The organism is [Actinomadura] parvosata subsp. kistnae (assembly GCF_900323885.1).
In the GTDB taxonomy this organism is placed as follows: Bacteria; Actinomycetota; Actinomycetes; order Streptosporangiales; family Streptosporangiaceae; genus Nonomuraea; species Nonomuraea composti.
Genome location: NZ_OOHJ01000015.1, coordinates 320,035 through 336,000, shown reverse-complemented (window position 1 = coordinate 336,000; position 15,966 = coordinate 320,035). Strand labels below are relative to the sequence as shown.

12 protein-coding genes are annotated in these 15,966 nt (G+C 73.0%); 7 read left to right on the top strand and 5 right to left on the bottom strand.

The features are described from left to right. From KIS93_RS16225 to KIS93_RS16210, 4 genes are read left to right on the top strand one after another with little or no spacing between them, the layout of a single operon-like run. A complete protein-coding gene (locus tag KIS93_RS16225; protein WP_080036797.1) occupies window positions 1-930 on the top strand; it encodes a carbohydrate ABC transporter permease in 930 nt (309 codons plus the stop codon). Continuing rightward, the gene (locus KIS93_RS16220) at window positions 927-1,751 is read left to right on the top strand and encodes a carbohydrate ABC transporter permease (RefSeq protein ID WP_080036798.1); all 825 of its coding nucleotides are present in this window, start codon (window positions 927-929) and stop codon (window positions 1,749-1,751) included. Before KIS93_RS16225 ends, KIS93_RS16220 begins: the two co-directional genes overlap by 4 nt. A 10-nt stretch (window positions 1,752-1,761) precedes the next feature. Then, the gene (locus tag KIS93_RS16215) at window positions 1,762-3,246 is read left to right on the top strand and encodes a glucoamylase family protein (RefSeq protein WP_080036799.1); all 1,485 of its coding nucleotides are present in this window, start codon (window positions 1,762-1,764) and stop codon (window positions 3,244-3,246) included. Next, window positions 3,243-4,958, top strand: coding sequence for a GH39 family glycosyl hydrolase (locus tag KIS93_RS16210; RefSeq protein WP_155126480.1), 1,716 nt, complete (start codon window positions 3,243-3,245; stop codon window positions 4,956-4,958). The genes KIS93_RS16215 and KIS93_RS16210 overlap by 4 nt, the downstream gene beginning before the upstream one ends. An 859-nt stretch (window positions 4,959-5,817) precedes the next feature. Here KIS93_RS16210 and KIS93_RS16205 read toward each other — a convergent pair. Continuing rightward, window positions 5,818-6,192 (bottom strand): hypothetical protein, encoded by a 375-nt coding sequence (locus KIS93_RS16205; protein WP_186404261.1) that lies wholly within the window; start codon window positions 6,190-6,192, stop codon window positions 5,818-5,820. Between the two features lie 385 nt (window positions 6,193-6,577). Between KIS93_RS16205 and KIS93_RS67490 the strand changes: the two genes are divergently transcribed. Together KIS93_RS67490 and KIS93_RS16195 are read left to right on the top strand one after the other, a co-directional pair. Then, on the top strand, window positions 6,578-8,932 hold the full coding sequence (locus tag KIS93_RS67490; protein ID WP_186404260.1) for a tetratricopeptide repeat protein: 2,355 nt from the start codon (window positions 6,578-6,580) through the stop codon (window positions 8,930-8,932). A gap of 80 nt (window positions 8,933-9,012) precedes the next feature. Next, window positions 9,013-12,309, top strand: coding sequence for a CHAT domain-containing protein (locus KIS93_RS16195; protein WP_186404259.1), 3,297 nt, complete (start codon window positions 9,013-9,015; stop codon window positions 12,307-12,309). On the opposite strand, the gene KIS93_RS16190 is transcribed toward KIS93_RS16195, so the two are convergent. Then, on the bottom strand, window positions 12,306-12,761 hold the full coding sequence (locus tag KIS93_RS16190) for a hypothetical protein (protein WP_080036801.1): 456 nt from the start codon (window positions 12,759-12,761) through the stop codon (window positions 12,306-12,308). The two genes, KIS93_RS16195 and KIS93_RS16190, sit on opposite strands and share 4 nt — an antisense overlap. A 255-nt stretch (window positions 12,762-13,016) precedes the next feature. On the opposite strand from KIS93_RS16190, the gene KIS93_RS16185 reads away from it, so the two are divergent. After that, the gene (locus KIS93_RS16185) at window positions 13,017-13,532 is read left to right on the top strand and encodes an adenylyl-sulfate kinase (protein ID WP_080036802.1); all 516 of its coding nucleotides are present in this window, start codon (window positions 13,017-13,019) and stop codon (window positions 13,530-13,532) included. Here the strand turns inward: KIS93_RS16185 and KIS93_RS16180 are convergent. The 3 genes from KIS93_RS16180 to KIS93_RS16170 form a co-directional block, all read right to left on the bottom strand. Then, complete coding sequence (locus KIS93_RS16180) at window positions 13,529-14,077, bottom strand: GNAT family N-acetyltransferase (protein ID WP_080036803.1); 549 nt, start codon at window positions 14,075-14,077, stop codon at window positions 13,529-13,531. The genes KIS93_RS16185 and KIS93_RS16180 overlap by 4 nt on opposite strands. Window positions 14,078-14,120: 43 nt before the next feature. Further along, a complete protein-coding gene (locus tag KIS93_RS16175; protein ID WP_230465977.1) occupies window positions 14,121-14,828 on the bottom strand; it encodes a sirohydrochlorin chelatase in 708 nt (235 codons plus the stop codon). A 139-nt stretch (window positions 14,829-14,967) separates the two neighbouring features. Further along, window positions 14,968-15,900: an SPFH domain-containing protein gene (locus KIS93_RS16170; protein ID WP_080036805.1), complete on the bottom strand. Its 933-nt coding sequence runs from the start codon at window positions 15,898-15,900 to the stop codon at window positions 14,968-14,970. Between the last annotated feature and the right edge of the window lie 66 nt (window positions 15,901-15,966).

Genomic DNA, 15,966 nt, shown 5'->3' with positions numbered 1-15,966 from the left:
ATGGCCGTGCTGACGAGACAGGCGCCGCCCGCGCCCGCGCCCGTCAAGGTCAGGGGCGTCCTGCGCAGGTCGGGCCTCGGCTGGGTCTTCATCGCGCCGTTCGTGGTGCTGTTCGCGGTGTTCTACCTGGGGCCGCTGCTGGTCGGCATCGGCATGAGCTTCACCGACCTGCGCAGCACCGACGTGGCCGACCCGCTCGCCGTGGACGTGGTCGGCGTCGAGAACTACCTGCGCCTCATGAACGACGGCGCCATGCACAGGGCCGCGCTCAACACCGTCGTGTTCGTGCTCACGGCGCTGCCGCTGACCATCGGGCTCGGTCTGGCCGCCGCCGTGCTGCTCAACTCCGGCATCGCTCGCCTGCCCGCCGCGTTCTTCCGGCTCGGCTACTACCTGCCGAACGTCACCAGCATCATCGGCGTCGCCGTGGCCTGGAAGTTCCTGCTGGAGCCCGAGGCCGGGCTGGTCAACCGGCTGCTCGCCCTGGTCGGCGTCGACGGCCCCAACTGGCTGGACGACGAGGCCACCGCGCTGCCCTCGATCATCGTGATGACGGCCTGGCGCAGCTTCGGCTTCGACATGGTCGTGCTGCTGGCCGCGCTCCAGACCATTCCGAAGGAGCTGTACGAGGCCGCGGCGGTGGACGGCGCCGGCCGCTGGGCCCGCTTCCACGCCGTCACCCTGCCCTCGCTGCGGCCCGTCCTGCTGTTCTGCACCGTCTACAGCTCCGTCGGGTTCATGCAGTTCCTGGAGGAGCCGCTGGTCATGACGAGGGGCGGGCCGCTGAACGCCACCCTGTCGGCCTCGCTGGCCATCTTCGGCCAGTTCGGCGTCGGCAACTACGGCTACGCCGGGGCCGCCTCGACCGTGCTGTTCACGGTGATCGTGGCGCTGGCCGTCCTGCAGCTCAGGCTGGGGAGGAGACGATGACCAGAACCACCCGCCGCCAGCGCCTCGTCGTCCACCTCGGCCTGTCGCTGGGCCTGGTGCTGGTCGCCGGGCCGTTCCTGTGGACGGCGCTCAGCTCGCTCAAGCCGGAGCGGGAGATCCGGCGCGACCCGCCGACGTTCTGGCCCGAGACGTGGACGCTCGGCAACTTCGCCGAGCTGTTCGGCCGGGTGGACCTCGGCACCGCGTTCGCCAACAGCATGATCATCGCGCTCGTGCTGGTCGCCACCAACCTGCTGTTCTGCTCCATGACCGGCTACGCCTTCGCCAAGCTCTCCTTCCGCGGCAAGAACCTCGCCTTCGGCCTCGTGCTCGTGCAGCTCGCCATCCCCGCGATCGTCGTGATGATGCCGCAGTTCGTGCTGATCGCCCGGCTCGGGATGGTCAACACCTTCATCGGGATCATCCTGCCGACCCTGGTGACGCCGCTCGGCGTGTTCATGATGCGGCAGTTCATCGCCGACCTGCCGGACGAGCTGATCGACGCGGCCCGCGTGGACGGCGCCAGGGAGTTCCGCGTCTTCTTCACCATCATCCTGCCGCTGTGCGGGCCCGCGCTGGCCACGCTCGGCCTCATCACGTTCCTCGGCTCGTGGAACAACTTCCTCTGGCCCGCCGTCGTCGCCCAGAGCGAGGACATGTACACCCTGCCCGTCGCGCTCAACATCCTCAACGGCAACGAGGGCACCCACTACAACCTGCTGGTCGCCGGGTCGGTCGTGGTCATCGCGCCGATCCTGTTCCTGTTCGTCTTCCTGCAGCGCTTCTTCATCCAGGGCATCGCCACCACCGGCCTCAAGTAGAGGAGCACCCATGCGCGTCCTGTCCTGCCTGCTCGTGCTCTCCCTGACCACTCCCATGAACGCGGACGACACCTTATGGCGCTACGCCAAGGACACCTGGCGCTCCATGACCGCCATGGTCGAGCCCGCCACCGGCCTGCCCGCCGACAAGGTCACCGGCGACCTGAAGACCAGGGCCCGCATCACCTCGCCCACCAACATCGCCACGTACGTGTGGAGCACCCTCACCGCCCGCGACCTGCGCCTGATCACCCCACGCGACGCCACCGCCAGGATCGGCAAGGTGCTCGACGCGCTGGCCCGCCTCGAACGCAACACCCCCACCGGCCAGTTCTACAACTGGTACGACCCCGCCACCCTCCAGCTCGCCCGCAGCTTCCCCGACTCCGGCGACCCCATCCACCCGTTCGCCTCCAGCGTCGACAACGGCTGGCTGGCCACCGCCCTCATGATGGTCCGCAACGCCATCCCCGCCCACGCCAAGGCCGCCAACGCCCTGCTGGCCTCCATGGACTTCACCGCCTACTACGACCCGGCCGCCCGCCCCGACGCCGGCACCGGCCTGCTGCGCGGCGGCTTCTGGCCCGAACCGCCGCCCCAGGACTGCAACCTGCCCACCGACTACGCCGGCACCGGCGTCACCGTCTACTCCACCTGCCACCACTACGGCGCCCCCGCCGAGACCCGCATCGGCCAGTACGTCGGCATCGCCCTCGGCCAGCTCCCGCCCGAGAGCTACTTCGGCCCCTACCGCACCTTCCCCGACAACGGCTGCGACTACGGCTGGCAGGAGCAACGGCCCACCGGGTCCTGGAAGCGGTACATGGGGGTCAACGTCTGGGAGGGCACCTACGAATACCGCGGCCTGCGTTACGTCCCCAACTGGGGCGGCTCCATGTTCGAGGCCCTCATGCCCGACCTCGTCGTCCCCGAGGCCAGGTGGGCGCCCAGAAGCTGGGGCCGCAACCACCCGGTGTTCGTCCGCGCCCAGATCGAGCACGGCCTGAACGAGGCGAAGTACGGCTACTGGGGCTTCTCCCCGTCCAACGACCCCCACGGCGGCTACAACGTCTACGGCGTGGACCAGCTCGGCATGGACGAGCCCGGCTACCCCTCCGACCGCGAACGCACCAGCGTCGACCCCGGCTACGAGGGCTGCCGGCCCGCCAAGCCGCTGCCCCAGGCGTACGGGGACGGCGTCGTCACCCCGCACGCCAGCTTCCTCGCCCTGCCGTACGCCAGGCAGGCCGCCCTCGACAACCTCGCCAAGCTGCGCCGCGACTTCGACGCCTACGGGCCCGGCGGCTTCTACGACGCCATCGCCGTCCGCACCGGCGTCGTGTCCAAGTGGTACCTGGCGCTCGACCAGGGCATGGCCATGGCCGCGCTCGGCAACGTGCTCGCCGGCGGCGCCCTGCACCGCTACTTCGCCGGCTCCGGCGTCGAAAGCAAGCTGCGGCCGGTGCTGCGGCTCGAGGATTGGCAGGTCGGATGATCGCGACACCCACCGGCCTGCGCGCCGTCCCCGGAGCCGGGCACGTCACCCTCACCTGGGACCCCGTGCCCGGCGCCATCGGCTACCTCGTCCACCGCGACGGCGCGCCCGCCGTCCCCGCCGAGGTGGACGTGCCCGCCGTGCCCGCCTGCCGGTTCGTGGACACCGGCCACGGGTTCGCCACCTACACGGTCGCCGCCCTCTGCCCCCGCCAGGGCCCCTTCAGCGCGCCCGTCGAAGCCGCGCCGCTGCCCGCCCGCGCCGGGACCACCGTCCCCGTACGGGTGGACGCGGGCCGGGTCACCCGCGAGCTGCCGCGGCCCTGGACGCCCATGATCGGCTCCGAGCACCTGTCCCACCTGCTCAGCACCGACCGGACCGGCGGCCGGCCCATCGGCGAGGAGCTGGCCGCGGCGCTGCGCCTCGCCCGCGAGGAGCTGGGCGTCAAGGCCGTGCGCGCGCACGCCGTCCTCGGCGACGACCTCGGCGTCTACCGGCACGGCGAGCCCTACGACTTCACCCGCATCGACGCCGTCTACGACCGCGTCGTCGCGCTCGGCCTGCGGCCCGTCGTCGAGCTCGGCTTCATGCCCCGCGACCTGGCCGCCGACCCGTCCAGGACCGTCTTCCAGTACGAGGCGATCATCTCGCCGCCCAAGGACTTCGAGGCGTGGGGCGACCTCGTCCGCGCCCTCGTCGAGCACCTCGCCGCCCGCTACGGCCTGCGCGACCTGATCGACCGCTGGGCCTTCGAGGTCTGGAACGAGCCCAACCTCGACGTCTTCTGGTCCGGCACCCGCGAGGAGTACTTCCTGCTCTACGACGTCACCGCCGCCGCCGTCCGCGACGTGCACCCCGACCTGCGCGTCGGCGGGCCCGCCTCCGCCGCCAATGGCTGGGTCGAGGACCTGCTCGCCCACGTCGCCCGGTCCGGCGCCGCGCTCGACTTCGTCTCCACCCACACCTACGGCAACGCGCCGCTCGACTGGCGGCCCGTCCTTTCCGCGTACGGGCGGGACGTGCCCATCTGGTGGACCGAATGGGGCCCCACCCCCACCCACTTCCACGGCATCGGCGACGGGCCGTTCGGGGCGGCGTTCGTGCTGCACGGCATGAAGTCCGCGGCGGGCAGGATCGACGCCTTGTCGCACTGGGTGGTGTCCGACCACTTCGAGGAGCTGGGCCGGCCGCCCCGGCTCTTCCACGGCGGCTTCGGCCTGCTCACCGTCGGCAACCTGCGCAAACCTCGCTTCCACGCCCTCGCACTGGCCCAGCGGCTGGGGGAGGCGGAGCTCTTTTCCGAGGTCGGCGGGGACGCCGCCGGGGTCGAGGCATGGGCGGCCAGGCACGGCGACGGCCGGGTCGGCATCCTCATCTGGAACGGCACCCTCAACAGCGCCCAGGCCGCCGGGGCTCCCGAGCTGGCCCGCGTGATCGACCTCACCGTCGAAGGGCTGGACCGCGGCACGTACACGCTCACCCACCACCGCATCGACGCCACCCACACCAACGTGGAGGCGGTCTGGCAGGCGATGGGCGGCGGCGACTGGCCGACCGGCGACCAGTGGGAGACACTGCGGCGAGCCGACGGCCTCGACCGCCTCACCCCACCCACCACCGTCACGGGGCCGACGCTCACCCTGACGTTCGACCTCCCCATGCCGGCCGTGTCCTTCCTGGAGCTGACCCCTGACCGACCCTCTGAAGCCTGAACCCTGACCGACCCTCTGACCGACCTTCTGAAGCCGGAACCCTGACCGACCCTCTGACGGATCCTTGGGGCCGACACCCTGAGTGACGGTCCTGTACGCGGGCGCACGCCGGTGAGAGCCTGAGCCTGTGCCCATGACCGAACCGGCCGCGGCGCTGGCCGCCCGCATCGCGCGGTTCGAGCAGGCCGCCGATCCCGAGCTGATCTGGGATCCGGCGGCGCTGTCCGAAGCCGAGCAGGCGATGCGGGCGTGCGCGGGCGACCGGTCCGACGCGGCCACCTGGCGGCAGATCGGCATCCTGCACCTGGCCCGCTACCGTCTCGACCCGCGCACCACCCGGGACGCCGCCGTGGCGGGCACCTTCTTCGCCGCCGTCGCCGTGCTCGACCCAGGCCGGCTGCCCGAGAAGCTGCGCGGCTCCCGCGTCCCGCCGGGCGACTCGGCCGGCACGTGGGCCGGGCTGCTCGAAGAGGTGCTGGGCCACGTGGACCCGGCCGCGTACCGGCACGTGGGGCTGCTCGTCCACGCCCTCGTCCGCCGCGCCGTCACGCCCCCAGACCCGGACGTCTGCGAACGCCTGACCCGGCTGCTCCTCCAGGAATCCATGCGCTCCACCGACCCTTCTTGGGCACCCGGCGCCCTCGCCGCCGTCGGCAACGCACTAGCGCGCCTGCACACCACGACCGGCGAACGCGGCACGGCCCTCGACGCCGTACACGTGCTGCTGCGCGCCGCCCTCGGCGACCCGGCCCACACGGGCGACCTGGCAGCAGCCCTCGCCGCCGCGTCCCCCGGCGACGAGGACCTGATACGGGCCTACCTCTCGGCCGCGGAAACTCCGCCCGCCAGTCACGAAAGATCACAGGCACTCCTGACCCTCGTCGACCTCACCCAGGCCCGCGCCGCCACCACGTACGCGGACGACGACCTTTTGGCGTTCATCAGGGCCGGGCAGTGCGCACTGGACTTCTGGCACGAGCAGTGGGCCCACCCGGGCGTCGTGGCACCGTACGCGTCCGGCCTCATCGACTGGTACGTCGTGACGGGCGACGACCGCTCGCTCGAAGCCGCCACCGAAATGCTCGAAGCCCTGCACGTGGCCCCCGACGAGACCACCCGCGCCCTCGCCGCCGACCCCGCCCTCCGCCTCGGCCTGCTCGCCGACCGCCGCTGGCACCGCTACCTCACCACCGGCGCCCTCGCCGACCTCGACGACGCCATACGCACCCTCCACCAGGCCACCCGCCCCACCCTCACCCTCACCCGAGACCACCCACCCTCCACGACCCACCCGGACCGCACGGAGCCCGCGCCCGACCTGGCCGGGACGCTTCCGCTGGTCCCCCGATCGCGCCACACTCCTGACGACCCTGGCCAACGCCCTGCTCAGGAGGGCCGTCATCACCGGCGGCGACCCCGCCGAACCCATCGCCGCCGCCCGCACCGCCCTGGCCGCCCACGACCCCCAGCACCCCGGCCGACCCGGCACACTCCTGCTGCTCGCCAGGGCACTACGCCTCGCCCTCACCCCGGACACCACCGACGAGGCCATCACCGCGTTACGCGAGGCCCTGACGTCCGACCAGCCCCCCAGCTTCCACATCGAGGCATACGGCCTGATGTCGGAAATCCTGCGCCACCGCGCAACCGAAACGCCGCACACCGACCAGCGCCCGGAGGACCAGCGCACGGGGGACCGGCGCACGGAGGACCTGCGCGAGGCCGTTCTGGCCGCCCGCCAGGGAGTCGAGCTGGCCCTCAAATCCGCCCAACCCCAGACAGCCCCCGCACAACGAAAGCTGTGCGAGGCACTACTGACCCGCTACACCGCACAACACGACCCCCGCGACCTGACCGAAGCCCTGACCCTGGCCGGGGACGGCGACGCGGCCCTGCTGTCCACCCTCGACCCCCCGCCCGCCGTGGACGAGCACCTGTCCCGGGCCGCGACCGCCCTGGCACTACGCCTGCCGGACGAGGAGGCGACCCTCAAGCTGCTGGAACTCGCCGAACGCGGCACGGAGAACCCCGCCGAGTCCCTCCTGGAGGCAGCGCAACGCCTGACCACCTCGGGCCGCCCCCGCACCGCCGTCCGGGTCCTGGACCGCGCGGTACGAGCCTTCGAGTCATCAGGCTCCTTGCCCAGAGCCGCCTTCGCCCTGTCCACCCAGGCAGCCATCCACGAAGACCTCGCCACCGCCCCCGGCGCTCATCACCTTGACCCCAGCCACCACGCCTCCAACCCCGGCGGCCTGCACCGCGACCCCGGTGACCGCTCCTCAGAGCCCGCCCCCCTTCGCTCCGAACCCGGCCACCTCCAGCCCGAGCCGGGACATCGCCCCTCCGAGACCGGCCGCCTCCACCCCGCCCAGGAGACCCTTCCCACCGGAACCGAGGTTGCCTCCACCACCCCCGCCGCCCTGGACGAGTACCAGCGCGCCCTCTCCGCCTACGAACGCGCGGCCACCCTCTACCACTCCCTCGCCGACACCCGCTCGGAGGCGCTCCAACTCGGCAACATGGCTCGCATCCACCTCCGCACCGGCAACCCGGCCCGAGCCGTCGAGCTGTACCTGCGTGCCGCCGCCCAGTGCGAGGCCGCCGGGCTGCCGGCCGAGGAGGCCACCCAGCAGGTGCACGCAGCGGAGGCGTACCTGGCACTGAACGACCCGCCCGCCGCCGTCACCTGCGCCTCCCGGGCCCGGGAGCTGTACCAGGCAGCAGGCGACAGGCAGGCCGCCGCGCTGGCCCTCGTACCAGCAGCGAAGGCCGCCCTCGACGAGGACGACCTCACCGCGGCGAACGAACGCATGGCCGCGTGCGCCATCGAGCTGGAGGCGGCGGGGGAGTGGGAGGAGGCGTGCCGGGCACTCGACGCGCACGCCGTCACGCTGGCCGCCCGAGGCCATCACGGCCACGCGGCCGCGTGCGAGACGAGGCTGGTCGAGATCGTCCGGCGAAGGGGCCGGCGCCGTGAGCCCGCCGACGAGTGGTACCGCATAGGCCAGCGCCGCCGCGCCAGGGGCGACACCGACGGCGCGAGGATGGCGTTCGAGCTGGCCGGCCGCGAATACGAGTCGCTGGGCCACCACGACGGGGCCGCGTCGGTGCGCTACAACCTGGGCGTGCTGGCGTACACGGAGGGCGAGCCGGAGCGGGCGCTGGAGGCGTTCGCAGCGGCGGCGGAGGCGTTCGCGGGCCTGCGGGCACCGTCCAAGGAGGCGATGGCGCTGGTCATGGGCGCCTCCTGCCTGACCGCGCTGGACCGCGCCGACGACGCCCTGGCCGACCTGGACCGCGCCTCGGACCTGGCCGCCGCGGAAGGCGACCTGGACGCCCTCTTCACCGCCACCCTCGGCCGCGCCGCGGCCCACGTCCGGCTGGGCGAGCCCCAGCAGGCCCGTGACCGGCTCTCCTCCGCCCTCCGCCTCGCCGCCGCCGACCCCCTGAAGCAAGCCGTCACCCACGACCGCCTCGCCGCCCTCGCCGCCCGCGAAGGAGACCTCCGCACGCAGGTGACCGCCCTGGAATCGGCACTGAAGTGCTTCCGCACGACCGGCCACGCCCACCTGACAGCCCTCGCCTCGATCAAACTAGCCCTCGCTTTGGAGTCCAGCGGAGAACTCCGCCAAGCCCGCGCCCACCTGGAGTCCGGCCTCTCCACCCTCACCCCACCCCCACCCTCACCCCACGCCGCGCCGCCACCCCACCCGCGCCGCCACCCCACCCGCGCCCCCACCCCGAACGCCGCCCGCCCTCGACCGCCGCCCCGCCCTCGACTCCGGCCACCCCTCCCGCCCCGGCAGTCGCTCCGACCCCCGCCCCGACTCCGGCCCCGGCCACCGCTCCAGCTCGGGCCATGCCTCTGGCCCCGGCAAGCGGTCCGGGCACGAGTCCGGTTTCGGCTCCAGCCTCGGCAAGCGGTTCGGGTCCGGCTCCGGCAAGCGCTACGGCCACCGGTCCGGCTCCGGTGACGGGTCCGGCCGCGGCCCGGACGAGCGGTCCGGCCACCGCTCCGGCGCCCGCCATCGCCCCGGACTTCCGCCCTCCTGAGGTGCCGTTCGAGATCGTCGCCGCCATGGCGGACGGCCTGGACGCCGAGACCCTGTCCCGTCTGGCCGCCATCCAGCTCACGCTCGGCAACCTCACCCACGGCCGCGCCACCCTCGCCCAGGCGATCACCACCCTCCGCGCGGAGGGACGCCAGGCGGACGCGGCTCTGGAGCGCCTGGAACTCCGCCTACGCCTGGAGCAAGCCGAAGCTTCCGGCGACCTCCCCACGGCCCGGGCGCTGGCCGAGGAATCCCTCGCCCCGCCCCCGGCCGGTCCCCTCGGCCAGGCATCCGAAGGCTCGCAGCCGCTCGGGCCACAGTCCCTCGGCATGAGATTCGAGGGCTCGCAACCAGTCGATCTGCCGCCCCTTGACCCGCAATCCCTCGGCCCGGAGCCCGAGGCCCCACAGCCCGTCGACCCGCAGCCGCTCAGGCCACAGCCCCTCGGCCTGGAGTCCGGGGGCTCGCAGCCCTTCGGCTCGGTGTCCGGAAGCCCGCAGTCCCTCGGCCCGCAGTCCCTCGGCCTGGAGTCCGGGAGCCGGCACGCCGTCGGCCCCCAGTCCCTTGAGCCTTCCGGCCCCGATGCCCAAGAGCGGTCCTACCTCCTGGCCAAGCTCTCCCGCTACTGCCGCGAACTCGGTGACCTGCCCGCCGCCCACCACTACGCCACACGCGGGTGTGAGCTCCGCGACGAGCGCGTCATCGAGCACCTGGGCAATCTCGGCGCAGCGGCCACTGCCATGGGACGGCCCGAGGAGGCGGTCGGGCACCTGACCGAGGCGGTGGAGCGGGCCCGTGACGCGGACTCCGCGCTCCCCGCCCAACTCGTCCAGTCCCTCGCCCTGCTGGGAGCCGCCCTGACGGACCTCGGTCGCTGCGAGGAGGCCGCGCGGGCGTACGAGGAGGGGCTGGCCCTCGTCGAGGCCCCGGTCTGGCGGGCGCTACGGGTCCCGCTCCTGTCCGGACGCGCCGACCTCCACCTCAAGCTGGGCGAGCTGAACGAGGCCGCCGCCCGCTACCGCGAGGCCATCGCGCTCGGCGAGGAGCTGGGCCTGCGCACCGGCCTCGCCCTCGCCTACGCCGGCCTCAGCCTGCTCCACGAGCAACGCGGCGAGCCCGCCGCAGCCGTCCCCCTGGCCGAACGCGCCCTGGAGCTCGAACGTGCCAACGGCCACGGCCGCGGCACCGTCCTGGCCCTGCTGTCCCTCGCCCGCCTCGGAGCCCCGGACCGGTTGGAGGAAGCCCTCGCCCTGGCCCAGCACATCGGCTTTCCAGCGGCAGAGGCCATCGCCCTGCGCCACCTCGCCTCCCTCGACCTCCCCGCACCCGCCACGCCCGATCCGGACGCGACCGGTCTCACCGAGCCCGACCCCGCCACGTCAGCTCCTGACCCCGCCACGTCAGCCTCTGACCGCACCACGTCCGCCCCTGCCACGCCTCACCCGGGCGCGTCCGATCTCGCCCTCACGACCATCTCCTACGAACGAGCCCGCCAGCGCCTCACCGGAGCCATCGACCTGCTGTCCGACCTGGGCCACGACCAGGAGCTCGCCACCGCTTACCACCACCGCTCGATCGCCGAGGAAGGGCTGGGCGACGTGCCCGCCGCCCTCGCCGACGCCGAGCGCGCCTGCGCCCTGGGCCGCGAGGCCGCTCGCGACCGAGCCATCCGGCTCGCGGTGCGCCTGAACCTGGGCATGACGGCCTGGACCCACGCCGAACAGGCGAAGCTCGCCGCCCTGACCCCCGAGCCCCCCGCTCAGGCGCCTTCACCCTCGCCCGAGCCCAGGCATCGCAGCGAGCTCACGAACCGTGACATGCCTGAGCACCCCAGCGGGCCCGCCGATCATGACAAGCCTGAGCAACGCAGCGGGCCCGCCGATCGTGACAAGCCCGAGCATCGCAGCAAGCCCGCCCACGGTGACAAGCCCGAGAACCTCACTCGGGCCGCCCACTTCACGGACCTCGATGACCTAGTGGAGGCCGAGCGGCGCGCCCTGGAGACGGTCCAGACCCTTCTCACGATCGCTCGTAACACTCCCGACCCCGACCGAGCCGCGTCCATCATCCGCCGGGCTCGCGCTGCCCAGGCGGACCTGGAGGCCTTGTGGCACCGCCTGGAGTCGCACGCCCCCGCCCTCGTGGCCCTGCGCAGACGCAAGCCCCCCACCAGGGCGCAGCTCGACGCCCTGGTCAGCGTCCCCGACGACCGCGCCGACGACCGTCCCGCGCGAGGGGCGCGGGCGCTGATCGGGTTCCACCTGGGAGAGGGCACCGCACCGGGCGAAGGGACGGTGACGGTGCTGGCGCATCGCACCGGCTGGCCTGAGCCGCGTGCCTTCCCCACCCCTGTCGGCCGCGCCCTCCTGGAGGAGTTCCGCCGCACGTTGCACGGCCGCAGGCCCGGCCTGCTCGACATCGAGGCCCGCCGCCATCGTGCGGACGTGTGGCGCCGCCTGGCCGACCTGCTCCTCTCCGAAGTGCTGGACGCCTTGGGCAACGGCATCGACCTGCTGCACCTGATCCCGCACCCGGCGCTCCGCGGGCTGCCCCTCCATGCCCTGTCCCCGTCAGGGCACCTGCTGATCGAGCGGTTCCCGGTGGCGTACGCCCCCTCCGCCACCGCCCTGGCCCACGCCATCGACCGCCCGGACAGGCCGGGTGTGGGCTCGCTGGTGCTCGGCCACACGACCGATCCAGCCGCGCGCCCCGCAGTGGAGGCCGAGGCCCGCGAGGCGGCCACCCTGCTCGGCGGCGGCACCACAGGCACCGCAGGCACCATAGGCAGCACAGGCGGCACCACAGGCGGCGCCGCACTTCACCTGGCGCACGAGGCCACCTCAGCGCGGCTTCAGGGCTCCTGGAACGTGCTTCACCTGGCCTGCCCGGTCGTGTACGACCACGCGGACCCGTGCTCCTCCGGCCTCCTCCTGGCCGACGGCCTGCTCACGGCCCGCCGCCTCATGACCATGAACGTGACCGCGAACCTGGCCCTCATCACCGCCCACGACCCCGCCCCGACGCCTCCCGAAGCGTCCTCCGACGGCATGGCCGCGCTCTCGTACGCGCTGCTGCACGCGGGTGTCCGCTCGGCCCTGCTCACCCTCTGGCCGGTCTCGCCCGAGATCACCCGGGCCCTCGCCCACGACCTCCACACCCGTCTCAGCGCAGGAGCCACCCCGGCGACCGCCTTGCGGGCCGCCGTGCTCGCCCTGCGCGACCTCTACGGCTCCGCCGAGCCGGACCTGTGGGCCTCGTACGTCCCGATCGGCCTCCTGGAAGGGTCGGGCCCGGGCTAGAGGTAGGACTTGGTCGCGCTCACCAGCTCGGCCGCCGCGTCCCGCGTGTCCACGTAGAGGGCGTTCTCAGGGGTGCGCTCGCGTACGTCCTGGTCGCGGATGGCGAACACGGCGGGCGCCACCCCCACGTCGCCGTACCGTGACGTGACGGCGGCCCCGATCGCCCGCCGCACGTCGCCGACCACCTCGCGCGTGGTGTGCCCGGCGCCGGAGGCGGCGAGGTAGCCGAGCATGCCGGCGAAGCGCAGCTCGCCCTCGGCCGGAGGGAGCTGCTCGGGCAGCACGGGACGGTCGAGCCAGAACACCTTGCCCGCCAGGAACGCCTCGTAGCCGGGCTCGTCGCGGCCGAGCACGCGGGTCGTCTCGGTGAGCAACTCCCCGAACTCGGCCAGCTCCGCCTCCGGCGGCAGGTCCGTGGTGACGAACAAGGGCACGATCAGCGAGTCGAGCATGTGACTATCCCTCCGTGAGGAGCCTCATCGTAGGATGCCGCACCGACAATCCCCGCCCGGCGACTCACACGCGCCGGTGTGATCGCAGAAAAGGGCGATCGCAAAAGGGCGATCACGAAAAGGGGTGCGAGGAATGCGCGGCCACGAAGAGGGCGGTCGCGAGGAGTCCGGCCGCGAAAAGGGGTGGCCGCGAGGAGTGCGGCCCTGAAGAGGGCGATCACGAAAGGGGTGGTCGCGAGAAGTATGATCGCGAAAATGCCGAAAGCTCTCCTGATCACAGGCACGGTGGGGTCGGGCAAGACGTCCGTGGCGGACGCCGTGGGCGACCTGCTGGCCGACCGCCGGGTGCCGAACGCGGTCATCGACATCGACTGGCTGCGCCGAGCCTGGCCGTCGCCCCCGTCCGACCCGTTCCACGGCGAGCTGACCCTGCGCAACCTCCGCCCGGTGGCCGCGAACTACCTGGAGGCGGGCGCCGAGCGGCTGGTGCTGGCGGGTGTCGTCGAGAGCCGGGCCGAGCGCGACGCGTACGAGGAGGCGCTGGGCGTCCCCCTGAAGGTGTGCCGGTTGCACGTGGAGCTGCCGGAGGTGCGGCGCCGGTTGGAGGCCCGCCACGCGTTCGACCCCGAGGGGCTGGACTGGCATCTGAAGAGGTCGGGGGAGCTGGCGCCGATCCTGGAGGCGGCGCGGGTGGAGGATTTCGTCGTGGACGGCTCCGACGGCCTTCCGCCGCAGGTCGCGACCCGCGTGCTGAAGAACTGGACGAGCTAGCGCTCGGTCCACTCGCCTTCGATCGCGGAGTGCACGATGGAGTCGCGCCACCCGTTCGGTGTGTGCAGGTGGTGCCGGATGCGGCCCTCCTCGACCATCCCGGCCGTCAGCATGGCGAGCTGGGCGGGCAGGTTGGCGGGGGAGCGGGCGCCCCAGATGCGGTGCAGCCCGAGCTGCTTGAACCCGAACGACAGCAGCAGGCGTACGAGGTCGGTGCCGATGCCGCGCCCCCACTGGTCGGGATGTAACCCGAAGCCGATCTCGGCGCTGTGCGGCAGGTCGGCCTCGATGCGGAGCCTGGCCACCCCGATGACGTCGCGGCGGCCGGCGTCGACGACGGCCAGGACGTAGAGGCGGCGTGGCTCGGCGGCGGCGGCCTCCATGGCCTCCTCGACGAGGCCGGTGACCTCCTGGAGGCTGCGCGGGGCGAAGGGGGCGTGCTGGACGGCGGCGGGGTGGCTGTAGATGGTGTGCAGGGCGGTCACGTCGGCCTCCGTGACGTCACGGAGGCCGAGTCGCTCGCCATTGCAGACCACACGGCGCATGCGGAGACGGTAACGCGACTCCTGTGATCTTTACAAGCCCTTGTCAAGTGGCGAGTTGACTCCCGTAAGCTCGGGCGACAAGTTCGGCGACGGCGCTGTGCGCGCCGAGCGGCTGGGCGTGGCCGGCGTTGATCGCGGCGGCGGCCTGCTCGACGATGCCGGCGGGCGCCTCGTGGCCGATCAGGCAGGGCGCGATGGCCAGCCGTTCGGCGCCCGCGGCGCGCAGCCGCTGGGCGGCGACGGGCACGCCGGGCTCGCTGTCCAGCGACGCGGCGACGACCGGCAGCGTGAGCCGGGAGGCGAGGAGCACCGCGGTGGCCTGAAGCGCGTGCACCGCCCGCTCGCCGCCGACGGTGGCGAGGATGACGGCGTCCACGGGGCTGGAGACGTTCAGCAGGCGGACGCGGTCGGCCCTGGCCAGGCCGCGCTCGGCCAGCCGGATGTGCAGGGCCTCGGCCAGCAGCGGGTGCGGCCCGAGCGCCTCTGTCACGACGGCGCCGGAGCCGGCGGCCGCGACGGCCTTGCCGATCTCCGCCATGACGGCGGGATCTTCCCACGTGAGCAGGGGGACGATGACGGCGTCGCGGCCGGCGGGCAGGGAGTCTGCCAGGTCGGTGACGCTCGTCAGACGCACCTCGATCTGCGGGTTGTCGACGCGTACCACGGCGGCGATCTCCTCGGCCACGCCGGCGGTGCCGCCGGGGGTGGCGAGCACGAGCACGGGGGCGTCGGGCGGCAAGGACGTGGGCACGGGACGGCGGTGGCGACCGCCGCCCGGCCGAGGGGAACGTTCACGTACAGGCAGGCTCACAGGCGCGCAGTTTATGCCGTTTCGCGGCTGCTTGTTCTGGGAATCGATGGCGATTCCGTCACGAACCCCTACCTGGCCCCTACCTGGACGGTATGACGACCGACTGGGGGTTGCCGGGGGCGTACACGGTGATGCCCTGCGGCAGCGACCTGAGCTTCTCGATCTCGGCGCAGGCGGGGCATTTGTCGTAGCCGTCCTGCCGGGCCCGGTTCGCCTCCGCCTCGGCCTTGGCCTGCGCCACCTTCGCCTCGGCCTCCGAGACCGCGGCGGCGGCCGACAGCGACCGGTCCACGGCCTTCTGCACGTCGGCGGGCAACGTCACCTTCGCCAGCGTGAACCGCAGGCCGGTCAGGAAGCTGCCGCCGAGCGTGGCGGGCAGGTCGCGGGCCAGCGAGGCGTTCACCGCGTCCTGCACCTTGGCGATGTTGGCGTTGCTGTCCTGCGGCTTGAGGGCGGAGCTCTCCAGCAGCGAGCAGGAGGGCACCAGCTCCGCGCAGCGCATGGCGCCGATCTGGCCGCGCAGCGCGTTGTCGATCACGGGACGGACGGCCTGGCCGAAGAACGCGGCCCAGCCCTCGTCGCCGTCCCACGGGTAGAGCGCGGTGTCGCCCTGGGTGCGGAAGGTGCGGGTGCCGTAGCGGTCGTCGAACGTCTTCAGCGTCTCGTGGTCCAGGTTGAGCGTGAAGTAGAGGGTGCCTTCGATGCCCAGGTTCACGCCGTCGCTGCTGGGCACCGTCACCACGTCCACGCCGAGGGTGGTGGCGCGCTTGGCGTCGGCGGTGATCGTGTAGAAGCGTTGCTGCGCCGGATAGAGGTGGACGGAGGACCACATACCGGTCCAGGTCAGGCCCGAGCCGGGGTCGATCACTTGGCGGACCTTGTTGTCGTCGAGCGGCCCGCCGTCGCGTACGACGGCCACCTCGCCGCCGCCCGTGCTCTCCATGCCCCCGACGACCCCGATGACCAGCGGGATCGCGAGGAGCGCGGCGATGACGGCCAGTGCTGTTCTCATGCGGACCCTTTCCGCGCGGGCGGCGGTGGCAGCCGCCGCCCGCGCCTTTCGCGGCGTTCCCGCGCG